The following is a 21,529-nucleotide window of genomic DNA, read 5'->3' on the forward strand; positions in this document are numbered from 1 at the left end:
GCTAAATTTAAAGGATGAAACAGTACTATTTATTAATATCAATTTGATTTACAGGGAGTTCAAATAAATTTCTTTTCTTTAAGATCTTCTCTGTTGACCAATTCCACCATTCAAGTTTTTCTATCCTATCTATTGTTTCCTGATTAAATCTATATTTTATGACTTTGGCAGGGGATCCCACGGCTATAGCATAAGGAGGTATTTCACCGTTTACAACGCTATTTGCAGCAATTATTGCTCCATTCCCAATTTTGGCTCCGGATAAAATAACACTTTGAGTACCTATCCATACATCATTTCCAATGATTATATCTCCTTTAGAATAAATATCATCTTCAACCTTACCACCCAATATATTTGTATTTATATAATAACTTGTTAATCTATCAAAATGATGATTAAATTCTTGAATAGAAACATTTCTTGCTATGCTACAGAAAGAGCCAATATTTACAGAGTTTACACTTGCAAGAATATCCATGTTAGGCCCATTAAGTGAAGTATACCTGCCAATGTTAACGGGAGATTTACCAGTAATTTTAACTCCTCCTATTATTTTACAACCTTCTGCAATATTAACCTTACCCTTTATTTCAGATTTTCTTATAATAGCATTTTGGTCTATGGAGTATCCTTTTTCTAAATTTATATGGTTAAATCTTTTAAATTCAAAAAACAATTTATTTATAATCCGGTATTTTATTTTAGCTATTAATCTCATCTAATATAACTTTATAATCTTTTTCTGTATTCGTTTCCTTTCTATCATTTTTCCCAAGACTAATAACAGTATCAATTAAAGATAAAACTTCATCACTATTTTCAAGACAGCCATTAAATATAGTCTGATTGAGTTCAAGATCTTTATATATTTCCAAACCTATTTCATCACATATTATTGAAGGTACACCTACCATTGATGCTTCAGATATTGAACCGCTATAACGTGAAATATGAACGGAGGCAATTTCTAATAATTGTGGCAACTCAAGTTCATTAGGGATATCAAAATTAACCTTTTTTAGAATATTAAATTCCTTCAACTCCTTTTCAAAATCGTTTTTCTCAGACAAAGTCATTCTAGGATGATACCTAATCCACCATTCATACCTATCACTACTTTTATAAATAACTTCAAGAATATCTTTCTCTAGAACAGGATTAAGAGGTTGAACCGTGATTAATATTACCGGTTTATCAACATTAATTGAAATAGATTTCTCTTTTAAAAAATCAATCCATGGATTTCCACCATAGATTACCTTTTTATTTGGTCTAATCCAATTTTCAATATTTTTTCCAGAAACTTTATCCCAAACCCAATAGATATCAGGAAGCATTTCAAAATCACTTAAAAGTTTACGATTATAAGTGTACATTGGATGAAGTTCTCCCTGTGCTCCATGCTGCATGTCAATTGACATTACCCCCAGACGAGAGGCCGCTAGATTCATACCCAACATTTCATTATTATAATAACATAAGCCAAAACTTAATTCAGGATTAACCTTTTTAAAAATAAATGAATAAATCTTGGCCCAAACAATTACAGTAAAAAGAATACTTAAAATTTTATTTAGAAGTAACTGTTTATCTAGATCATATCTTTCTTGGACTTCTAATAAGATATTATTTAAATCCGTTTCATCATTTTTTAAAGAAACAGAAGGGAAATTTGTGAAAAATTTAAAAAAGGGAAACAAATAAGTTAGTTTAAAAACCCTTTCTCTTCTATAAAGTTTTGAATTATTGGTAACTGAATACTCAAACAAATAACCTCTTCCCCCATGAATTTCCAGTTGATCAATAATTGGATCAAAATACCTGTTAACAGAATGTTTATTGTAAAATACGCGATGCCCTTTCGCTCCAGAGAATACAACTTTTGATTTACTCAAATTGTAATAAAACAGGAGATTAAAAATTGAGTAACAAAATCTAATTAGCGACAGGAGCTTGTTTCTAAATTTTCCGTATAGAGTATTTCTTACTTTTTTTTGAGAACTCTTTTTTTTGTTTCTATTGAACTGAAGAAAAAAAATCGACTTCTTAATAATTGGCCATATTTTAATCCCCTCAATTTCAATTCTTTCAACTTTATACTTTTGTTCGAGATTTAAAAGAAACTTCACTAATGCAATCCGGTCTTTATATTGCATGTATTTTATTGTTAATTTTATAAATAAATAACGTGCCTATACCAAGAGTTATGAAGGAAATAAAAATTTTGTATTGCTGCTCAAACTCAACAGTTATTTTAGCAAAAACAGTTAATATAATTGTTAAGAGCAACCAAAACATAGGATAAAATTTAGCATCAGAATTATCCGAAAAAACTTTGAAATAATACCCTGAATAACCCATTACCATATAAGAAACAAAGGTTGTATATGCTGCAACCTCAAATCCGAAAATTGGTATAAAACATATGTTCAATAATAAATTAATAATACCTGCTCCAAATGTCACTCTCCAGAGTAAATTGGTTTTTTCTATATACATTAGTTTTGCGTTAGCTCCAAAATACATTGGCCTGTAATTATAAGCCATAACAATTATGACCCCCAAATAATACATCGATGCCAATTCTACATTTTTAATTAGTAATCCGAATAACTCTTTCATCCATATTGAAAGAATAAAAGTTATAATCAGGAATGAGATCTGAAGAATAAATATTAAGCCTGCGGCTGACTTATCATCATTTTTTTTATAATATCCATTTAACAGTGGACCAACGGCTAATCCACTGGCGGTACCCAATGAATTTGTGAATTTCCCTACAGTATATGCGATATTATATCTTCCAATATTTGCAGTAGGAACTTTCATCACATCCATTATCAATTTGTCACTACTTTCCAGTAAATACGAAGAATAGTAATGAGGAACCATGGGTAAACTTATTTTCAAAGCAGAACGAATATATCTCCATTTAAAATTAAATATTGGAGTTAATTTCAATATATAATTCAGAGGAAAAAAATAGGATAAATTACGTAATACACCAACTATAAATGATGACCAGAACCATCCCATATATCCCAGCTTATAATGAACTATAAATAAAATGTTAAGCCCCACAGATAAAACACCTAAAATAATTGTTCTGATAGCTATTTGTAAAGGCATTTGCTTTAGCTGATAGTATGTGCTACACAAATTTGATGTTGGACCAAAGAATAAAATTGGACCAATGTTTAGAAATACAATTAAATATCTATTATTATGGGCTTCCTCTGGAACAATAAAATATATTAATGTGGCTAATAAAAAAGAATATATGATATTCCATAAAGAAAGAAACCCATATATTTGTCTCCACCCCCATTTATAAAAATTAGGTGATTTAAAAAAGAGTTTACTAAAACTACCCTTAATCCAATCATGGAAAATACAGATAATGCCGCAGTATATGCTGTTAATATTCCAGCCACTCCATAATCTATATCTGTTAATTCTTTTGTTATTAATGGTAGCGAAAAAAAAGAGGCCACTTTCGTTACCTGGGGAGCTAATCCATAAATTGCTGTATGTGAAAATAGCTTTTTAAGCATTTGAAAGTTTTTCCAAAATTAATTTATAAATATATCTTTGGCCTTTAGAATTTAGGTGAATAGAATCCGACATAATAAACTCTCTAGGAATATCATTTAGGTCAATAAATTTATCTAAATAAAGTTCCTTCAAAATAGAATTATATTTTGCAATGCTTTGAGTTATACCAGGAACTTTCTTTTCATATTTTTCAGATGCGGGCAAAATTGATAGTGCATATATATTACTATCTTTTAAACTCATTTTTATACGACCATTTTTTTCTTTAAAATCTTCTGGTGATGTATAGCTGGTTTTACGAATTTTACGTAATGATTTTGAATTTTTCTTTATTAGTTTAAGAAGAACATTTGATATAAAAGGAATTCTTTTTATTAAATCAAGCTCAAAATGTTTCAATGACCTTGGAGCACAATCAACTATCCCACTTTGAATAATTACAATATCTGGCTTAAACATTTTATGATAAGAAACCTGCCTTAATAAATCGCCTATTGTTCCTCCACCTATAGAAACTTGATGGACTAAAAAAACCTCTTTCAATAGATATGGCCAAGTTTCCTCAAATTCACAGGTCTCAGGTAATTCTCTTGGTAAGCCTAATGAATCTGTAAAAACCAAAATTCTTTTTACCATCCAACTATAGTTAAATTTGATTTTTATAAATCTTTTCCTTCCGCTTTATTATTTGGTCATGATTTTTCCTATAAAAATCATTTATCCTTTTGATTACTAAATCATCAACAGTTGCTTGGACCTTATCTGAATTAATGAATTTCAAATTTGGATTTTTTTCAAATAAGGAATCAACATCATAAATATTGGGAATATAATTAGATGAAAAGTTTTTAAAAATTTCATTCATAAGAATAAAATCTTCCTGATAATCTATGGTTAATCTAAAATTTGATTCAATATTTTTCAAAGTTTGGTCAATACATTTCACATTAAATACCTCCGGTCTATTTATTAAGTACCCCCATATTTCTGTATCAACTTCCTCTTTAATCTCACAAATTAACTCCAAAGCTTTAACATTAAGCCCATATACAGAACAACCAATAGGTAGACCCTCAGTATAAATAAAATCCGTATTTAGGTTATTTTTAAATTCATTAACTACTAGATTTGCATTTTCAATAGAAAACAAGGGATTCTCACCAGTTATACTCACAATATAATCCAACCCATAAAATCTAGCAGCATTATACATCCTACCCAAAACATCTTCCTCTGATCCTAAAAAATAATGAATATTATTATCCAGGCATATATCAGTTAGAATACTATCCTGAGAATTAGTTGAAGTACATAATACTGCCTTATCAATATTTTTGATTTGCTTAGCTCTGTTGATTACATGCTCGACTACAGATTTACCATTTAAATCCATGATTAACTTAAGTGGTAATCTCGAAGATTTTAGTCTTGCGGTAATTAATACACCTATTTTCATTTCTCTTTTACAAAAAATTGTGACACATCTGGTTTTTTAAATTTATAATCTACAAGATTATAATTGATAGGAGTATCTTTATCTATTTTTTGATTGGTAACTTCTCCCAAAAAGGAAAAAATTTCATTTTGCTTTACAGGTACGCTATTGTTTGTTCTTTTATATGCTAGATCAGTGATTTGAATTTCATGACCTTCTTCTAAGTCTTTTGCAACTACTAGTGCTTTTTTCATTGGTCCAACATCACCATAAGCCTTTTCACTATCACTCATATCCAATCTTCTATCAAACGAAAAAGCTTCATAGGCAACATTCATTAAGTTTCGAATTTGTTTTAATTGATCTAAACTTACGGCTGCCTGAGAATCAATTCGTTTTTTACTAGTATCTAGTGTAAAATGTTTTTCAAGAATATTAAAACCTGAAGCTACTCCCATTGTGCTGATAAACGAATTATACTCATCTTTTGGATCCGTATGATCAGCGTATCCTACAGGCAATTTATATAAGTCTCTTAATACAGATAATTTTGATAAAATAGCATCTTTATAGTTTGTTGGATAAGATTGAAATCCATGCATTAATATTATGTTTTGCTTACCTTTATTTTTCAAATATGATATAGCAAATTCTATTTCATCAAACGTAGAACCACCTGTACCAAGAAAAACTGAGGATGTGAATTTTGAAGCTTCCTCTAATAAAAATATATCATTAATTCCAGTTGCATGTATTTCAATGCCTAATACACTATTTTTGTCCTTCTTATTTACCCATCTTATTGCTTTTACATCATTACACAAGTAAATAGGATTAATACCTTTTTTTAAACAATAAGAATGAATTTCATTCCAATCATTTTCTGGAATAATCATATTATCAAGCACCTCATATGCTTCATGATCTTTAATGAAATAATCATCAAGATCAAATAATAAATGAAATTTCAGTGTATCTACCCCAGCTTTGATTCCCTCATCTATTAACTTAAATAAGTAATTCACATCTCCTTGGTGATGAAATGCAGTTTCTCCTATTAAATATGGTTTTTTATAAAAATGCATTATATTTTCAATTTCATAATATCGCTTTGAGCTTTATTGTAATCTTCATGTTTACCTATATCCAGCCAATACCCTATTAATGGATATGAATGAACTTTATTGGAGCTTTTTATCAGTTTTTCCATCAAATCAGTCGCATTGAAAAACTCATTTTCAGGAATTAAGTCTAATACATTTTTTTTAATTAAATAAATCCCCCCATTTGAATAGTATGTATATGTTGGTTTTTCTTTAAAATCATGAACCTGGCTATCATTCGTTTCCAATACTGCATAAGGGATATCTACCTTGTATGGAATTGTTACAACAGACATATCAGCCCCCGACTCTAAAAATTGTATATAAAAATCTTCATAATCCAGATCGGTTAATAAATCAGAATTTGTTACTAATACGGTATCATGTTTGAAATTTTTTATTTTTTTTACAGCCCCAATGGTGCCTAATGGCTCATCCTCTGTTACATATTGAATGGTTACACCTTTATAGGATCCATCCTCGAAATATTCCTTTATCTGATCTCCAAGATATCTAATAGATAACCACAAGTCATCAATACCAAAACTATTTAACCTATCAATATTATGTTCAATAATTGGTTTTTCACCAACTTTCAATAAAGGTTTTGGAGTATTATCAGTAAGTGGCCTTAATCTAGCCCCTCTGCCACCGGCCATGATCACGGCATCAATAGGAAGGTAAGATTTCTTTTTTCTAAAGTTAACGACATTAACAACCGTATGATCTTTTTCTACAACAGGAATTATTTTATAATTATTTTTTCTATAATCAATAACTTCAGAAATATTATTCTCACCTTTTTTGAAAAATTTCGGATTTGATTGAATAATATCATCCACCTGAGCATCAATCTGTATCCCTTTAATTAACCCCCTTCTTACATCTCCATCAGTTAAAGATCCGATCAATTTATTACTTTCGTCAACTACGAACAAAATTGCATCACTTGCTAAATCATTTAGCTGTACTAACGCATCTTTTATTTTTGTTCCTTTAGTAATTAAGTGCCTTCTAAAATCCGTCATAGTCTTTTATTATATTGATCACTTTTTGGATAGAATTTTCCTGAAAGTATTCATTATTACCTTTAAATTCACCCTTTGGTATAATTTCTTTCACTTTAAAAAGTATATCTTTATAATCAAAGTCAACATCGATAGTATTTAAACTTCTAGCTCTCCCCTTTTGTCTATCTCCAATATTAACAACATATTTATTGAAAGTAGCAGCTTCAATTATACCGCTTGAACTATTCCCCAATAATAATTTAGCGTATTGCATAGCTGCATAATAGTTTTCTGAGCCAAAATTCTCTATTAAAGAGACATCAGTGGGAAATTCAGATTTCAGCTTTTTCCACATATTTCGAAAAATAGATCCTTTAGTATCACTATTTGGCATCGTTATTACCAGATGAAAACCTTTAATTAGTTCAAATGCTGCTTTATAAATTTCTTCAGCAAAAACTTCATTACTATCAATATTTTTAGTTTCAGGATGAATTGTAATTAATATAAACTCCTTTTCAGGAATATTATATTTGGTTCTAAAATCATTTTCAGATATTAAAGAAGATTTATTTATTTTATCCAGAGCAATTGATCCTACATTATAAACTCCTTGTGAAGAGCCAATTAATTCAATAACTCTTTTACAATATAATTCGGATGAAGTAAAATGAATATGTGAAGCGAGAGTTATTTGATGCCTGTAAATATTATCAATCGCACCAAGAGATTCTTCTCCCCGTGAAAATGAGCGAATCTAATATTATAGGGTATTCCTGCTTGTACTGCCGCATTCATTTCATATCTATCCCCTAAACAAAGTACAATATCAAAGTTATTATTATCCCAAAAATCTACGAACTTCTGAACCGTTAATCCATATGATGTTGAGATTGAATTCATATCATCATTTGCGATAACAGTATTAATCTCATGAATAGGAACTGAAAATTCTGATTTTATTTCATCTATAGTAAAACCATGAAATTTTGAAAGATGAGTACCAAAGGCAATTATTTCAAAATTTATTAGCTCCGAAATCTCCTTAAGCAATTGTTTATATATTCCAAAGTCGGCTCTTGAACTTGTTAGTACGCCTAATTTCATAAATTTCAATTTTTGAAATCAATTAGATATATCTCTCCACTCCAACATATGATTTGCTTCAAGATCAGTTGTAACCCTTTTACCGACTATCCGCTCCCATTCCATAGGAGAAATCCCATCGCCTGGTCTAAGGCTAATTAAGTTAGATTCCCGTATTTCATCTCCTTTTTTTAAAGGCCTAATAATATGAATACTTTTGCGAGCAATCTTTTTATTTTCCAATTCACTTGGAGTAACCTCTTTTATCCCTGATCCTGAAGTGGCTAGTTCTATATTTCTAATTGCATGCACCATACTTGTCAATTCATTTGGTTCAAGTGATGCAACATGATCAGGGCCATCCATTGTTCTATCAAGGGTAAAATGCTTCTCAATAACTGAAGCACCTAAAGCTACAGCAGCTGTAGGAACCTCAATCCCCAAGGTATGATCTGAATATCCAACATTGACTCCAAAAGCAGTTTTTATAGCATTCATTGCCAGGAGATTAACATCTTTCAATGGTGTAGGATATTGAGTATTGCAATGCAAGACAGTTAGTTTATCTTTTTTTAAACCATTCTCCATTAATAGTTGAATGGCAGCTTCGATCTCGCCGTAATTAGCCATACCTGTTGACAATATCAATTTTGCCCCTGTTTGAGCAAGAGCTTTCAAATAAGGGTAGTTTGTTATTTCCCCACTTGGACATTTAAATAAATCAACTCCTATTTTCTGTAAATATTCTATACTCTCAACATCAAAAGGACTTGAAGTGAATTTTATACCGCATTTCTCTGCAAACCCTTTTAGTTCAATATGATCAGAATGAGAAAGCTCTAACTTCTTCAACATTTCATATTGTGAAATTTGATCATCATTAAGATTCAAAGATTGATAATCAGCTTTTTTAGCCTTAAAACTAACAATTTTTTCAGCTTTAAATGTCTGAAACTTAACATAATCAGCTCCTGCTTCAGCTGCAGTTTCTACAAGTTTTTTAGCAATCTCAATATTACCGTTATGATTTACTCCTGCTTCAGCAATTATCAATGTTCTCATCTAGATTATTCTAAATATTATAAATATCCGCTTTATAATTTTTTAGGTTTTCTGTTTGAGAAAACCAGCTTATTGTTTCAGCCAATCCTGTCTCCAAGGTATAATTCGGCGTCCAATCAGTAAGTTCTTTAATTTTCTTCGCCGAACCAAACAACCTGAAAACTTCACTTTTTTCCGGTCTTAATCTCTCATTATCTGTAACAATTCTAGCTTGAGGATTAATTTGATCAATCATTGTCTGAGCTAATTCCTGCATTGATATTTCAGATTCTGTCGCTATGTTTACGTGCTCACCTATAGTTTTATCAGATTTTGCTATTTCTATAAATCCTCTTGCAGTATCCTCAACATACAATAAATCCCTGGTTGGCCTTAAATCACCAAGTTTAATTTCTTGCTTTTTATTCAATAATTGTGAAATAATTGTTGGGATGATAGCCCTTGCTGATTGTCTGGGGCCATAGGTATTAAATGGCCTGACAATGGTGAGAGGAAGATCAAAGCTTCTGTAAAAAGATTCTGCTATACAATCTGCACCAATCTTTGATGCTGAATAAGGTGATTGGGGTTGTTTGGGATGATCTTCTGTTATTGGAACAAACTGGGCCGTTCCATATACTTCAGAGGTAGATGTAACAAGTACTCTTTCTAAACCTAGATCCTTTGCTGCTTGAATGATGTTAAGGGTACCCTTAACATTCGTGTCAACATAAGAATCGGGAGAATGATAGCTAAAAGGGATTGCGATTAAAGCAGCTAAATGAAAAACCATATCCACACCTTTCATAGCAGTCCTAACTCCATTTGGATCTCGAATATCCCCGGAGAATATCTCTATTTGAGATAAAGTATCCCTTGACAAAGTCTCAAGCCAGCCCCATGAATTAAATGAATTATAATAAACAAATGCTTTTACTTTATAGCCTTCTTTAATCAGTAATTCAGTTAAGTGGCTGCCAATAAATCCATCTGCCCCAGTAATTAAAACTTTTTTTTCTTGCATATTTTATTCTTCGTAATAACCTCCTTGTGATGATTTCTTATTCCCATAGCCATAGCCATAACCATAACCATAGCCATAACCATAGCCGTAGCCATACCCCATACCACCTTTTCTAATATCATTAAGTATGATACTCACATTTCTTAGCAATCCTTTTTCATAAATTTCCTGAGAGGTTCTAAGCACATTTTTTGGAGAATAACCCTGCCGGACTATATAAAGAGTATGATCAGCATGTTTAGTAATTTCCAATGCATCTGCAACTATTCCAACTGGTGGTGTATCAATTATGATATTATCAAAATCATGATGTAATTCTTTTAATAAGCTACCGAATTGCTTGCTCATTAACAATTCACTTGGGTTTGGTGGTACCGGTCCACCTGAAATAAGGAATAAATTTTCAATCTCAGATTCCTGAATAACATTTTGCATTTCAGACATTCCTGACAAATATGTACTTAACCCCTGGTCATTGGATAAATTCAAATCATCGTAAATCCTTGGTTTACGCAAATCAGCTCCAATTATCACAGTTTTTCTTCCCGCATAGGCCATAATAGTCGCAAGATTTAAACTGGTAAATGTTTTCCCTTCTCCCGCAATAGAGGAAGTCACCATGATAACCTTTTTATCTTTCTGACCTATAAAGTAATTCAAGTTCGTACGAACTGATCGAAAGGCCTCGGAAATGGCTGACTTAGGTTTTTGAGCAACCACCAAAGATCCTTCAATATCTGTATGACCAATACCTCCAATAACAGGGATTGTTGTTATTCTATCAATATCTTCTTTAGACTGAATTTTATTATCTAATAATTCCAGTAATACAAATAAAGCTAATGGAAGAATTAGCCCGATTGTTCCTGCTATTGCATAATTTCTGGTAGGCTGAGGTACTATCGCGCCTCCTCGTTGCATAGGTGGGTTAACCATATCTACATCAGCAGTTGTACTAGCTACTGAAATCCCTGCTTCTGCACGTTTCTGCAGAAGATATGTATATAAACCTTCCAGTAAGTTATAATTACGTTGAATATTAATCAGCTTTCTCTGGGCAATGGGTAACTTATATAATTCTCTTTCTAAGCCTGAAATAAGTGTATTTAAATGATTGACAGTAATATCATTTGTCTGCCTTAAATTTCTTACACTTTCAATAATATTTGATTGTATATTTTTTATTCGCTGTTTGCCTTGAATGTATAAAGGGTTTTTTTCACCTCCATTAACCAGGGCAGTATTCATTTCTAACTGAATGTCTACAATCTTATTAACAAGATTTGTTAACAAAGCGTCTTCAATCCCCACAGATGATGGTAAAATAATCTGGTCTAAATTCTCTCCGTTTTCAATGTATTTCACCAAGTAATCATAATAGGTTTCTTTGGCTATAATTTCAGTTTTTCTTGATTCCAGATCATCAATTTTTTGATATATCCTTTCAGCTTCTGCATCAAGATTGGTTATTCCATTGCTTTGTTTAAACCTTTCCAATTGCCCTTCAAAAAACACAAGAGAATCAGAAATATTTTCCAACTGTTCATCAATAAATTGAATAGATCTGCTTGCTGCCTGGCTCTTTTTCTTTATTGAATAATTGACATAATTCTCAACTATGCCTCTAATAAATGCAATATCTTTATGGGGATAAGGGCCTGTCATAGAAATATCAACAACACCACTACCTTGCTCAGCCCAACTCACCTTAAGCCTTCTAACATATCCCCAGACCATACTAGATGGTTTTTTAAAACTTAGGGTATAGTTAATATTCTTATAAGAATTTATTGAAACATTCGTTTTACGCCCAACTAATTTAATTCCCTTATAGCTAATTGTATCACCAATTTGAAATTGGGTGAAATCTGAATTATCTAATTCTTCGCCTGAATTATTAGCAAGTCCAAAATATCGATCATTAATTATTGATAATTTTAAAGATTTGCCATACGCTTTATTTTTATTGCCTACCAGGTAAAATTCAAAGGGGAAATTATTATAGAAATCTTTGGTTTTAAAATCACCTACTCTCAAAACTGAAACTTCAAAATTAAGATTTTCAAGGGTTTGATTTACGAGAGGATAAGAACGTAAAATATATAACTCATTCAGGTAATTTTTATAATTATTTACAAATGGATTATTATATAAAAGCTTAGCTCCATTTAATTCACTTTGAGTCTCCTTTATAATTACGGAAGAAGTGACGTTATATATTCTTATAGTATATAGATTGATAAAATAAGCTATTGTTAAGGCGGCTAGTACTGATAAAATAATCAAATACCAGAATTTTAAGGACCTAGAAAAAACTCTTTTTATATCTATATGAAATCCTCCTCCGGGTGATTTTACAGTAGTATCTTGTTCACTTTCGAAATCTTTAAAATCTATATCAGCCACAGAATTAATTAATTAAGTTAATAGCTAACAAAACAACTGACACAGTAGAGACAAACAATGCCAAATTTTGACCGAAATATCTTCTCATTGGACGTTGCCTTAATGGTGGAATTATTAAAATATCCCCTTGATGAATATAGTAATAAGGTGAAGTCATAATATCCTCCTCAAGCAAATTGACATATACCACTTTAGTTACACCCCCATTAGATCGTATTAATTTTACTTGACTTCTATCAGCAAGTTCACCAAGCCCACCTGCTAATGCTATAGCTTCCGGTAAGGTGACTCTATGGTTCTGTACTGTTATCGTTTGTTCATTATCTACTTCTCCTAAAATTGAATATCTAAAATTTAAAATACGAATTCTCACTACAGGTTCAGCTACGTATTGTCCAGCTAATTCTTTAATTTCATCTTGTACCTCAAATATTGTTTTACCGGAAACTTTAAGCCTACCCACTACAGGATAATCGATCATACCTTCCGGATCGACTAATTCACCTATCATACTCTGATTTCGATTTGCTGCACCTTGATTTCCTTGATTTTGAGCTCTGGCAAAAAAGTCATATTCTTCGCCTGTCAAACTTTGAATTCGGATAGACAACACATCCTCTGGCTGAATTAAATAAGTATATTCAGGAAGATTGTAGGTTCGTACTACCGTATCCGTGGGAAGTGAATGTTGTCTTGCATTCACATCATCGTGTTGCATGTATTGTACCTTCTTATTGGTAACACATGAACTCGTAATTATGATCAAAAATAAAAATGCCGTATTAAAAAATTTCATTAACGGTTTTATTCGTTTGACAATGACCAAATGGTCTTTAATTGTGTTAAAAATTTAGCCATCTCTGCAAGTGGAACCATATTTGGTCCGTCACTCAATGCTTTTGATGGTTCTGGGTGCGTCTCGATAAAAAATCCATCCACCCCAGCAGCAGCCGCTGCTTTTGCTAAATATGGAGCAAACTGTCGCTGACCTCCACTCTTACCTCCAAGTCCTCCCGGTTGCTGTACACTATGTGTTACATCAAATACTACCGGAGCAAACTGCCTCATTACAGGAAGTGAACGCATATCCACTACCAGGTTATTATATCCAAAAGTAGTTCCTCGCTCTGTTAAAAATGCTTTGTCGGAATTGATCGAGTTTACTTTTTCTGCAGCAAACTGCATACCCTGGGGATCCATAAACTGACCCTTTTTGATATTAACAGCCTTACCACTCTTACCGGCTTCCATCAACAAACTGGTCTGCCTGCATAAAAAGGCCGGAATCTGAAGAACATCAGCAACCTCAGAAACAGGTGCTACTTCATGGGTTTCATGGATATCAGTAACGATAGGAAGATCAAATTCGTCTTTAATTCTTTGTAAGATCCTGAGAGCTTCATCTACTCCAATACTTCGAAAAGAATCTGCACTGGTCCTGTTCGCTTTATCATAAGAGGCTTTAAAAACATAACTGAACCCGGTTTCTTCTGAAACCTTTTTCATGTGTTCGGCCACCTCTGCGCAAATATCCCAATTCTCAACAGCACATGGGCCTGATAATAATACAGGCTTTTCCCCTCCTAAAATTACTTTATCTGTTATTTTTACTGGTTGCTTATATCTCTCCATGAAGACTTATTTTGAGCAAATCTAACTGTTTTTGGCTTTAAATACTAATAAGCCTAACGACAGTATTCTATATGAAATATAATTATTTAGCTCCTTTTTTGAAAATTATGAAATTCTGACAAACACTTTCAGGAATACTTCTCAACATACCACTGATAAACCTTTTCGAGTCCTTCCCTGAATTTCACTGTTGGTTTATAATCCAGATGATCGCTGATCTTTGATATATCTGCCTTACTATGCTTTACATCTCCGGGTCTTTCCGGTCCGTAAATCGCTTCGATATCTTTTCCTGTTATTTCCCTGAGCATCTCGACCATTTCATTTAATGTAGTCTGCTCACCACAGGCCATATTGTAGATTTCGTTTAGAGCATTTTTATTTTCGGTAAATATCCCTCGAATATTAGCCTGTACCGCATTATCTACAAAGGTAAAGTCCCTTGAAGTTTTTCCATCACCATTGATCGTTGGCTCCTTTCCCTCTATAAATGCTTTACAAAAAATCGGAATAACCGCAGCATACGGATTATCAGGATTTTGCTTTGGCCCAAACACGTTAAAGTATCTGAATCCGATGTAATTCAATCCATAAGCTTTTTGAAAAACATCAGCATAAAGTTCAACTGCATATTTTGTTACTGCATAGGGACTTAAGGGCTTGCCGATGTTATCTTCAACTTTAGGAAGTTCTTTGCTATCTCCATAGGTACTGGAAGAACAAGCCAGGATTACCCGATCAATATCATTCTTAACCGCAGCATGAAGGATATTAATTGTTCCATCGACATTGACTTCGTTGGAAAGCATCGGATTTTCAATCGAACGTGGAACTGATCCTAAAGCTGCCTGGTGTGAGATCGCATCATATCCGGCAGTCAGTTCGACCATCTTATCGTAGTTCCTTATGTCTTCCTTTTGAAATTCAAATTTTGGATTTGATTTGTAAGGTTCTATGTTTTCATAATAACCATTTGACAGGTCATCAATTACCAAAACTTTAGAAACTCTTTCATCTTTGAGAAGTGCTTCTACCAGGTTTGAACCGATAAATCCGGCACCACCAGTAACAACGATTTTCTTTTGATTCATTCTTTAGCTTATTCCTAAAAAGTAATTCCCGATCCACACCTATCAACTTCACTTCTATTCAAAAAGCAAACTTATTAATTATTAATGAAAATGTGGGTATTGATTAGGGGATTAGTTATTGGGGGTTGGTTATTCGTTGAGCATTGAGCATCCCTGATTAGTGTTGTATTTCTGAATAGATATCTAGAATATAATTAGTCTCAAAATTTAAATGTTTTGTAGGGGCGTAGCATGCTACGCCCCTACAAAACATTTAAATCGAAAATTCGCTATTCGAGATGTTAGCGATAGCGTATCTCGAATCTAAGATAAATGCAGTTTGGAATTGCTGATATTGAGGTTGGACATGCCTTGTGGAATATGTTGAACAGCTGGTTTTTCAGTGCTTTCTGATTGTCTTTGTCTGAACTAGGATTTATAGGATGTAAGGATTGTAGGATGAATTTTCTTCGTGGTTGGTATTAAAGATTCTTATGACATTAAATAAATAGATAATTTTTCTATTTTGATTCCTCTATAAGAAATGGGTTTAAAATATTATTGTCCTTTTTTCTTGATAAAAAATGGACCAAAAAATCAAGACAATACCAAACCTCCTGCCTCTCAAAGCTCCCCACCCTCGCGATATTGTCATACCCACCGCGCCTTTCTAAGTTGCATTTTATTGGATTGTAATTTCAGTATTCCTTTTGCTTCTCGTTTTCCGAACTTTTTGTGAAAACTTTTCTTTATGTCCTAAGCTTCCAGACGACAATCTTCAATCTTTGATGTTTGAATGAACTGTATCTATTGAGAAAAATGTTTCTACTTCGATTAATTAAAGCATCTTGATGAATTCTCTCATGTCCTCTGTGGTAAAGATTTAAACAGCTTGCTGTTTTTCTTTGCGGCCTTACATCTTTGCGGTGATTTTTTTTATTCGAGTCAGGGGTAATACTTTTAATTTTTAAAATCTGTATTTAGAGAATTAGATAACAACCCATACCCGTCATTTCGCTCGTCTTGTCCTGTGAGCCGAAAGGCGTATCAGCAAGGAGAAATCTGTTTGTAAGGGGCAGAACTTAATAAAGTTATTTTGTTATAATTATAAGGCACCAGCGCGACGCTGGCGCCAGTGAGAGAGTATTATAAATTTCCTCAGCAATTTCCTCCGTGTTCTTTGGGCTATCCGTGGTGAAAAATCAAAACAGCTTGCTGTTTTCCCATGACGAAGCTATCGCTTGTCAGGGTCTTTGACTTTGTGACCTTAGCTTCTTTGTGGTGTATTAATTAGATAATTAGCGGTGTATTACAAAAAAACCCGGTCATTGCTGACCGGGATATGATTGGTTGTTAATTTTAATCTGGTTCGTGAAGACACAAACCAGGGCGACAGAGTTCTGGTTCGTTAGGACTCAAACCAGGGTAACAGAGTTTCATCGTGGTGTGCCCAAAAATGCTAAACTTATTGTCACTGAACTTCAGTATTTTCATTTATTGCCAGATCAATAACCTTTTGAAAATCTTTCCAGTCATAGATCTGAAATGTCTTATCATCTGACATGGCAACGAAAAATCCATTTTGAAATTCCTCATTGACAGCGACAGATGTCACCTCATTGCCATCACTTTCTAAATTCATTGTCGGTATTGCACAGATTTTTTTATGGTTGTGTGGATCACTTAATGTTCCTTCTCTTGGAAAAACAATGAATCTTCCTGCCTGCTGATCACTTAAAATCAAATAGCCGGTTTTATCACCTTTTTTATAGATGCTGATTCCCTCGTGATCATCTTTTATACCTTCGGTGGCAAAAAGTGCGAGTTCTGTATTGCTGCTATCCGGATGGGCGTAATATTTTCTTACACCAACATTTTCATCTGAGTAGTAAACAAATCCCAATTCATTATCCACTGCAATCGCTTCAATCTCTTTAACCCCACTAAACTGACCGAATTTCCTAACTAACTTCCCTTTTACTACTCCACTATCGTTGACAGATAGCTTATATTGCCACAAATAATCATTTTTAGGACCTGATTTTCTTCCCACTATTGCATAAATCTCCTTTGTTTCAGGATTTGTATATAAAGCAATTCCCATTGGATCTTTTAATGTATCTCCTTCAAAAACAGGGATACCACCTTTGTCGATTGGCTTCATTTCCGGAAGAGAAAATACCCGGATCTTATTTGTATACCGCTCTGTAGTGACAGCAATATCCAATTCATTACCAACATACTCTAATCCATAAGCTATATCAACATTATTTGGTCTTTGAATACCTGTAACTGTTTTAATAGTATCAAGATTTCCCTTCAGGTCAAATACAAATAATCCTCCATCTCCTGCTTCTCCACCCTTATCAGTACCAATAATCAGGCTTTTAGATGGGGCTTCCTGATTGATCCAAATAGCAGGATCATCAGTATCATGTTTAACTGTATCTGTAACATAAGTGGGTTTTAATCTGGTTGAAATCGAATCTGAAACTTTTTCTTCAGTAATATTTGCTCCGTTAGATTTACCGCAACTCATTAATGAGGTTATAATCAGAAGGATCCATCCTGCAAACAAATAAATCCTGGTGTGTGTCTTGATCATCATGATTTTAATTCTTCTTTCTTTCCCAAATAAAAATGCGTGAACCGGTCACCCGGTCCACACTCATTCATTAAAAATTAATTATTGGCTTTAAATAAATCGTATTTAACACCTAAAGTGAATCTCGAATTGTAATATTCTACCTGCATCGTTCTGGAAGGAATTCCCTGATAGTATCTTAGTGGTTGATTTGTCAGATTATTCGCTTCTGCAAAAACTCTCCAATTCTTATTAAAAGCATATGAAGCATTGGCATCAAGGAAAAATTGCTTATCGTAAAATCTATCCTCGAAAGAGTCTCCACCTAATTCGTCAATATAGTCATCAGCATAGTTAGCTGAGATTCTCAACACCAACTTGCTTGTTTCATAGCTTAATGATCCATTGAACATATGTGTTGCAGTACCTGGTAATTCAAGATCATCATCTTCTCTTCCCTCAATTCCTTCTGTAGATGATTGAGTGTATGTATAATTCACGTACAAGCCCAGTCCTTTCCATATCTGTTTTTGAAAAGCTACTTCAACACCAAATACCTGTGCATTTCCGCCGTTATCAAAGGTTGTGTATTCCAGACCATCACCAAATTGAGGATCATCATAATTATCAATTGATCTGCTATAGTTAAAGTCATCTATATTCTTATAAAACAGACCTCCTGACATCATACCAATTGATTCGAAATATCTCTCAGCCATCAAATCAAAATTCATTGCAGTTGCTGGTTTTAAAGCAGGGTTTCCTCTTACTAATTCTTCATCATCGGGAGAAAATTCAGCATAAGGAACCAAGTCATAATAGTTTGGTCTGGCAAGGGTATTTGTCCATGCGAATCGAAGAACTGTCTTATTATTCGGGTCATATTTCACATGTATACCAGGTAGGTAGTTTGTATAACTATCAGATCCATTCGTCTGGAAAAAAGTTTCCTCATCAACATTGAGGGCATATCCGGTATAATCAATCTCTGTATGTTCAACTCTGAACCCAAAGATCACTGAAAGATTCTCCGTAAACTGCTGATCGACCATCGCATAAGCTGCATATAATTGCTCATCAGCAGTATAGTTACCAGGAAGATATTCATCTAAAGCATCTTCTTTGTTAAATAACGCCGGGTTATTCAAATCTAATCTTGCTAGAAAATCTTGCGATACAAAATCACCTGGCTGGTATTTGCTTCCAGGAAGAAAATCAGGATCATTTAAATTTCTTAGTTCAGAAATTGCTCCCAGAGTGCTTCCAAAAGCTTCCATATCTACAGGTTCATAGAAAAAGAAATTATTTTCTCTCTCTTTATGCTTATTCCTGTATCTAAGTCCTGATTTTACTACTGATTTTTTTCCAACAGGAAATTTGAAATCTAATCTTGAATTGATATCTCTGTCAAATGTATATTGATATTCTTCAGAAATCTCTCTGAATTCGATTCCGTACTGATCATTAATATCATTTAAGGATACAATCGGGAATTCAGGGTTCGTTACATTCATAGTTACGGGCAATCCACTAGATCGATAGCTGATGTAGCGCTCGTTTGGTCTCTCTTCAGAGGCTTTCGCATAATTTACCGACCAATCGATGATCAATCCATTTAATATATGCTCACCTCTTAATTGAATATTTCTATTTCGCTGATCTTCTAATCTTCTGTTCTTATTTCTACTGCTATTATCACCTCCTTTGGTTTCGTATTCAACACGTCCTGGTAATTGATAAACTCCGTTTGATATTTCCGTAACTAATCCATCTTGAAATGCCTCATCAAGATCACTGTATCCATTTGCGAACCTGTTTTCCCAGTCATCTCTCCAATTGTACATTGTAGAAAGGAAAATAGTATTGTTTTCATTTATCTGGTAATCCATATCCAGTGAAACACTTCTTCGCGCTCTTCTTACGAAGTAATTTCTTGATTCAAACTCTCCCAGAACGGCATCTCCCTGCTCATTTTCAAACCATTCACCTTCTACATTCTCAGAGCCAAAGTCATTGTCGTAATAAGAAGCGGAAAGCACTGCTCCAAGCTTCCCTCCTGCAAAACGGTCTCCAATTACCAGGCCTCCAGTGTAGATCGGCTTTTCAGTAAGAAAATTTAAACCACTACCTGCAGTTAATGAAAGCCTGAAATCTTCAGGAGCCTGTCTTGTGATCAGGTTAACGGCGCCTCCTATTGCATCAGCATCCATATCAGGAAGTACTGCTTTGTTTACCTCTACAGTCTGAATCATATCTGAGGGGATTAAATCAAGCTGAATCTGCCTGTTATCTCCTTCTGCAGAAGGGATACGTTCTCCGTTGATCATTACTGAATTCAACTGAGGAGCCATACCTCTAATGATAATATCACGTGCTTCACCCTGATCATTCTGAATAGTTATCCCTGGAATTCTTTTAAGTGCATCTCCCATGTTGGCATCAGGGAAACGTCCCATCTGATCGGCAGAAACAACATTTGTGATGTTAGAGTTATTTTTCTGCTTATTCAGAGCCTTGGCCTGTCCGCGAAGTCGGTCACCGATGACTACAACTTCATCTCCTACAGTAATCGAAGGAAAAAGTGCGTAGGTAAGAGTGGTCGTTTCACCTGATTCTATTGATATATCCTCTTTAATTGACTCATAGCCAATATAAGTTAGAGTAAGCTGGTATTTCCCTTCCGGTAATGCCTGCATGATCAGGTCACCTGAGGCATCAGTTATGTTTCCTTTTTTTATTGGTCCTTCGAGCAATACGGTTGCTCCAGGCATTGGAAGGCCAAATTCATCAACCACTTTTACCTGTACTCTTCCATTATCCTGAGCGATAACAGGAAAGCACAGAATGAAAGTCAGTGCTGTTAAAATTGATTGTAGAAATGTTTTCATATTCGGTTTTGTTGAGTGTTTGTAATTGTGCTGCAAGTTATACTCGTGCTTTTATCCGAATATGAAATAAATTTTAAGTCTCCTATACTTTAATTTATATCGTAGGACTGAATATTTACAATGAAGAAATATTTGGTTGTTGATTAATTAACAATGGAGGGGGGGGTGAATAGTTATTAGTTAATGGTTATTGTTTGAGCATCCCACTAATAACTATTCTCTAATAACCAATAACCTATCTTCAAACTGCCATCATTGTCTTCGTCCTTTGGAAACGGTAAAAACAGATCTAAGATCCTTTTACATTTTAACTTACGAAATACGCTATCGCTAACATTTCGAAGAGCAGTTAAATTGCGTCAGCAATTTCCTCCGTGTCCTTTGCGTTCTCTGTGGTAAAGATTTAAACAGCTTGATGTTTTTCTTTCAGACCTTAGAGTCTGTGCGGTGATATTTTGTTTTAGGTGGTGTGAATAATTATTGGTTAATGGTTATTGTTTGAGCATCCCACTAATAACTATTCTCTAATAACCAATAACCTATCTTCAAACTGCCATCATTGTCTTCGTCCTTTGGAAACGGTAAAAACAGATCTTAGATCCTTTTACATTTTAACTTACGAAATACGCTATCGCTAACATTTCGAAGAGCAGTGAAATTGCGTCAGCAATTTCCTCCGTGTCCTTTGCGTT

Annotated in this window: 18 protein-coding genes; all 18 read right to left on the reverse strand. The window is 33.5% G+C overall.

Going from position 1 to position 21,529, the window contains the following annotated elements; genetic code table 11:
- Positions 1 to 25: 25 nt before the first annotated feature.
- Entirely contained in the window at positions 26 to 721 is a 696-nt protein-coding gene (locus DCC35_RS14670) for a CatB-related O-acetyltransferase (protein WP_137091514.1), read from the reverse strand.
- Positions 705 to 2,159 (reverse strand): glycosyltransferase family protein, encoded by a 1,455-nt coding sequence (locus DCC35_RS14675; protein WP_137091515.1) that lies wholly within the window; start codon positions 2,157 to 2,159, stop codon positions 705 to 707. The genes DCC35_RS14670 and DCC35_RS14675 overlap by 17 nt, the downstream gene beginning before the upstream one ends.
- Complete coding sequence (locus DCC35_RS14680) at positions 2,149 to 3,132, reverse strand: MATE family efflux transporter (protein WP_137091516.1); 984 nt, start codon at positions 3,130 to 3,132, stop codon at positions 2,149 to 2,151. Before DCC35_RS14680 ends, DCC35_RS14675 begins: the two co-directional genes overlap by 11 nt.
- 134 nt (positions 3,133 to 3,266) lie before the next feature.
- Positions 3,267 to 3,557 carry a hypothetical protein gene (locus DCC35_RS14685; protein WP_137091517.1) on the reverse strand — a complete coding sequence of 97 codons (291 nt, stop codon included), beginning with the start codon at positions 3,555 to 3,557 and terminating at the stop codon, positions 3,267 to 3,269.
- Positions 3,550 to 4,194, reverse strand: coding sequence for an SGNH/GDSL hydrolase family protein (locus tag DCC35_RS14690; RefSeq protein WP_137091518.1), 645 nt, complete (start codon positions 4,192 to 4,194; stop codon positions 3,550 to 3,552). Before DCC35_RS14690 ends, DCC35_RS14685 begins: the two co-directional genes overlap by 8 nt.
- A 10-nt stretch (positions 4,195 to 4,204) precedes the next feature.
- Positions 4,205 to 5,014 (reverse strand): cytidylyltransferase domain-containing protein, encoded by an 810-nt coding sequence (locus tag DCC35_RS14695; protein WP_137091519.1) that lies wholly within the window; start codon positions 5,012 to 5,014, stop codon positions 4,205 to 4,207.
- Complete coding sequence (locus DCC35_RS14700) at positions 5,011 to 6,078, reverse strand: N-acetylneuraminate synthase family protein (protein WP_137091520.1); 1,068 nt, start codon at positions 6,076 to 6,078, stop codon at positions 5,011 to 5,013. Before DCC35_RS14700 ends, DCC35_RS14695 begins: the two co-directional genes overlap by 4 nt.
- A complete protein-coding gene (locus DCC35_RS14705) occupies positions 6,078 to 7,124 on the reverse strand; it encodes a nucleotidyltransferase family protein (RefSeq protein ID WP_137091521.1) in 1,047 nt (348 codons plus the stop codon). Before DCC35_RS14705 ends, DCC35_RS14700 begins: the two co-directional genes overlap by 1 nt.
- Positions 7,111 to 7,863: a UDP-N-acetylglucosamine 2-epimerase gene (locus DCC35_RS21570; protein ID WP_217495966.1), complete on the reverse strand. Its 753-nt coding sequence runs from the start codon at positions 7,861 to 7,863 to the stop codon at positions 7,111 to 7,113. Before DCC35_RS21570 ends, DCC35_RS14705 begins: the two co-directional genes overlap by 14 nt.
- Complete coding sequence (locus DCC35_RS21575; protein ID WP_217495853.1) at positions 7,797 to 8,213, reverse strand: UDP-N-acetylglucosamine 2-epimerase; 417 nt, start codon at positions 8,211 to 8,213, stop codon at positions 7,797 to 7,799. The genes DCC35_RS21570 and DCC35_RS21575 overlap by 67 nt, the downstream gene beginning before the upstream one ends.
- An 18-nt stretch (positions 8,214 to 8,231) precedes the next feature.
- Positions 8,232 to 9,254 carry an N-acetylneuraminate synthase gene (gene neuB, locus DCC35_RS14715; protein WP_137091522.1) on the reverse strand — a complete coding sequence of 341 codons (1,023 nt, stop codon included), beginning with the start codon at positions 9,252 to 9,254 and terminating at the stop codon, positions 8,232 to 8,234.
- Between the two features lie 10 nt (positions 9,255 to 9,264).
- Positions 9,265 to 10,257 (reverse strand): NAD-dependent 4,6-dehydratase LegB, encoded by a 993-nt coding sequence (locus DCC35_RS14720; protein ID WP_137091523.1) that lies wholly within the window; start codon positions 10,255 to 10,257, stop codon positions 9,265 to 9,267.
- A gap of 3 nt (positions 10,258 to 10,260) precedes the next feature.
- Positions 10,261 to 12,663 (reverse strand): GumC family protein, encoded by a 2,403-nt coding sequence (locus DCC35_RS14725; protein WP_137091524.1) that lies wholly within the window; start codon positions 12,661 to 12,663, stop codon positions 10,261 to 10,263.
- Between the two features lie 4 nt (positions 12,664 to 12,667).
- Positions 12,668 to 13,459, reverse strand: coding sequence for a polysaccharide biosynthesis/export family protein (locus DCC35_RS14730; protein ID WP_137091525.1), 792 nt, complete (start codon positions 13,457 to 13,459; stop codon positions 12,668 to 12,670).
- A gap of 8 nt (positions 13,460 to 13,467) precedes the next feature.
- Positions 13,468 to 14,295, reverse strand: coding sequence for a 3-deoxy-8-phosphooctulonate synthase (gene kdsA / locus DCC35_RS14735; RefSeq protein ID WP_137091526.1), 828 nt, complete (start codon positions 14,293 to 14,295; stop codon positions 13,468 to 13,470).
- Positions 14,296 to 14,423: 128 nt separating this feature from the next.
- Entirely contained in the window at positions 14,424 to 15,386 is a 963-nt protein-coding gene (locus DCC35_RS14740) for an SDR family oxidoreductase (RefSeq protein WP_137091527.1), read from the reverse strand.
- A gap of 1,450 nt (positions 15,387 to 16,836) precedes the next feature.
- The gene (locus DCC35_RS14745) at positions 16,837 to 17,973 is read right to left on the reverse strand and encodes a phytase (protein WP_246070034.1); all 1,137 of its coding nucleotides are present in this window, start codon (positions 17,971 to 17,973) and stop codon (positions 16,837 to 16,839) included.
- Between the two features lie 74 nt (positions 17,974 to 18,047).
- Complete coding sequence (locus DCC35_RS14750) at positions 18,048 to 20,837, reverse strand: TonB-dependent receptor (RefSeq protein WP_137091528.1); 2,790 nt, start codon at positions 20,835 to 20,837, stop codon at positions 18,048 to 18,050.
- Positions 20,838 to 21,529: the final 692 nt, after the last annotated feature.

This window comes from Mangrovivirga cuniculi, assembly GCF_005166025.1.
In the GTDB taxonomy this organism is placed as follows: domain Bacteria; phylum Bacteroidota; class Bacteroidia; order Cytophagales; family Cyclobacteriaceae; genus Mangrovivirga; species Mangrovivirga cuniculi.

Coding starts and splice junctions, on each gene's coding strand:
- DCC35_RS14670 (WP_137091514.1), bottom strand. CDS start 721: ATGAGATTAATAGCTAAAATAAAATACCGGATTATAAATAAATTGTTT.
- DCC35_RS14705 (WP_137091521.1), bottom strand. CDS start 7,124: ATGACGGATTTTAGAAGGCACTTAATTACTAAAGGAACAAAAATAAAA.
- DCC35_RS14680 (WP_137091516.1), bottom strand. CDS start 3,132: ATGCCTTTACAAATAGCTATCAGAACAATTATTTTAGGTGTTTTATCT.
- DCC35_RS14740 (WP_137091527.1), bottom strand. CDS start 15,386: ATGAATCAAAAGAAAATCGTTGTTACTGGTGGTGCCGGATTTATCGGT.
- DCC35_RS14730 (WP_137091525.1), bottom strand. CDS start 13,459: ATGAAATTTTTTAATACGGCATTTTTATTTTTGATCATAATTACGAGT.
- DCC35_RS14745 (WP_246070034.1), bottom strand. CDS start 17,973: ATGATGATCAAGACACACACCAGGATTTATTTGTTTGCAGGATGGATC.
- DCC35_RS14700 (WP_137091520.1), bottom strand. CDS start 6,078: ATGCATTTTTATAAAAAACCATATTTAATAGGAGAAACTGCATTTCAT.
- DCC35_RS14675 (WP_137091515.1), bottom strand. CDS start 2,159: ATGCAATATAAAGACCGGATTGCATTAGTGAAGTTTCTTTTAAATCTC.
- DCC35_RS14685 (WP_137091517.1), bottom strand. CDS start 3,557: ATGCTTAAAAAGCTATTTTCACATACAGCAATTTATGGATTAGCTCCC.
- DCC35_RS14690 (WP_137091518.1), bottom strand. CDS start 4,194: ATGGTAAAAAGAATTTTGGTTTTTACAGATTCATTAGGCTTACCAAGA.
- DCC35_RS14720 (WP_137091523.1), bottom strand. CDS start 10,257: ATGCAAGAAAAAAAAGTTTTAATTACTGGGGCAGATGGATTTATTGGC.
- DCC35_RS14695 (WP_137091519.1), bottom strand. CDS start 5,014: ATGAAAATAGGTGTATTAATTACCGCAAGACTAAAATCTTCGAGATTA.
- DCC35_RS14750 (WP_137091528.1), bottom strand. CDS start 20,837: ATGAAAACATTTCTACAATCAATTTTAACAGCACTGACTTTCATTCTG.
- DCC35_RS21575 (WP_217495853.1), bottom strand. CDS start 8,213: ATGAAATTAGGCGTACTAACAAGTTCAAGAGCCGACTTTGGAATATAT.
- neuB (WP_137091522.1), bottom strand. CDS start 9,254: ATGAGAACATTGATAATTGCTGAAGCAGGAGTAAATCATAACGGTAAT.
- kdsA (WP_137091526.1), bottom strand. CDS start 14,295: ATGGAGAGATATAAGCAACCAGTAAAAATAACAGATAAAGTAATTTTA.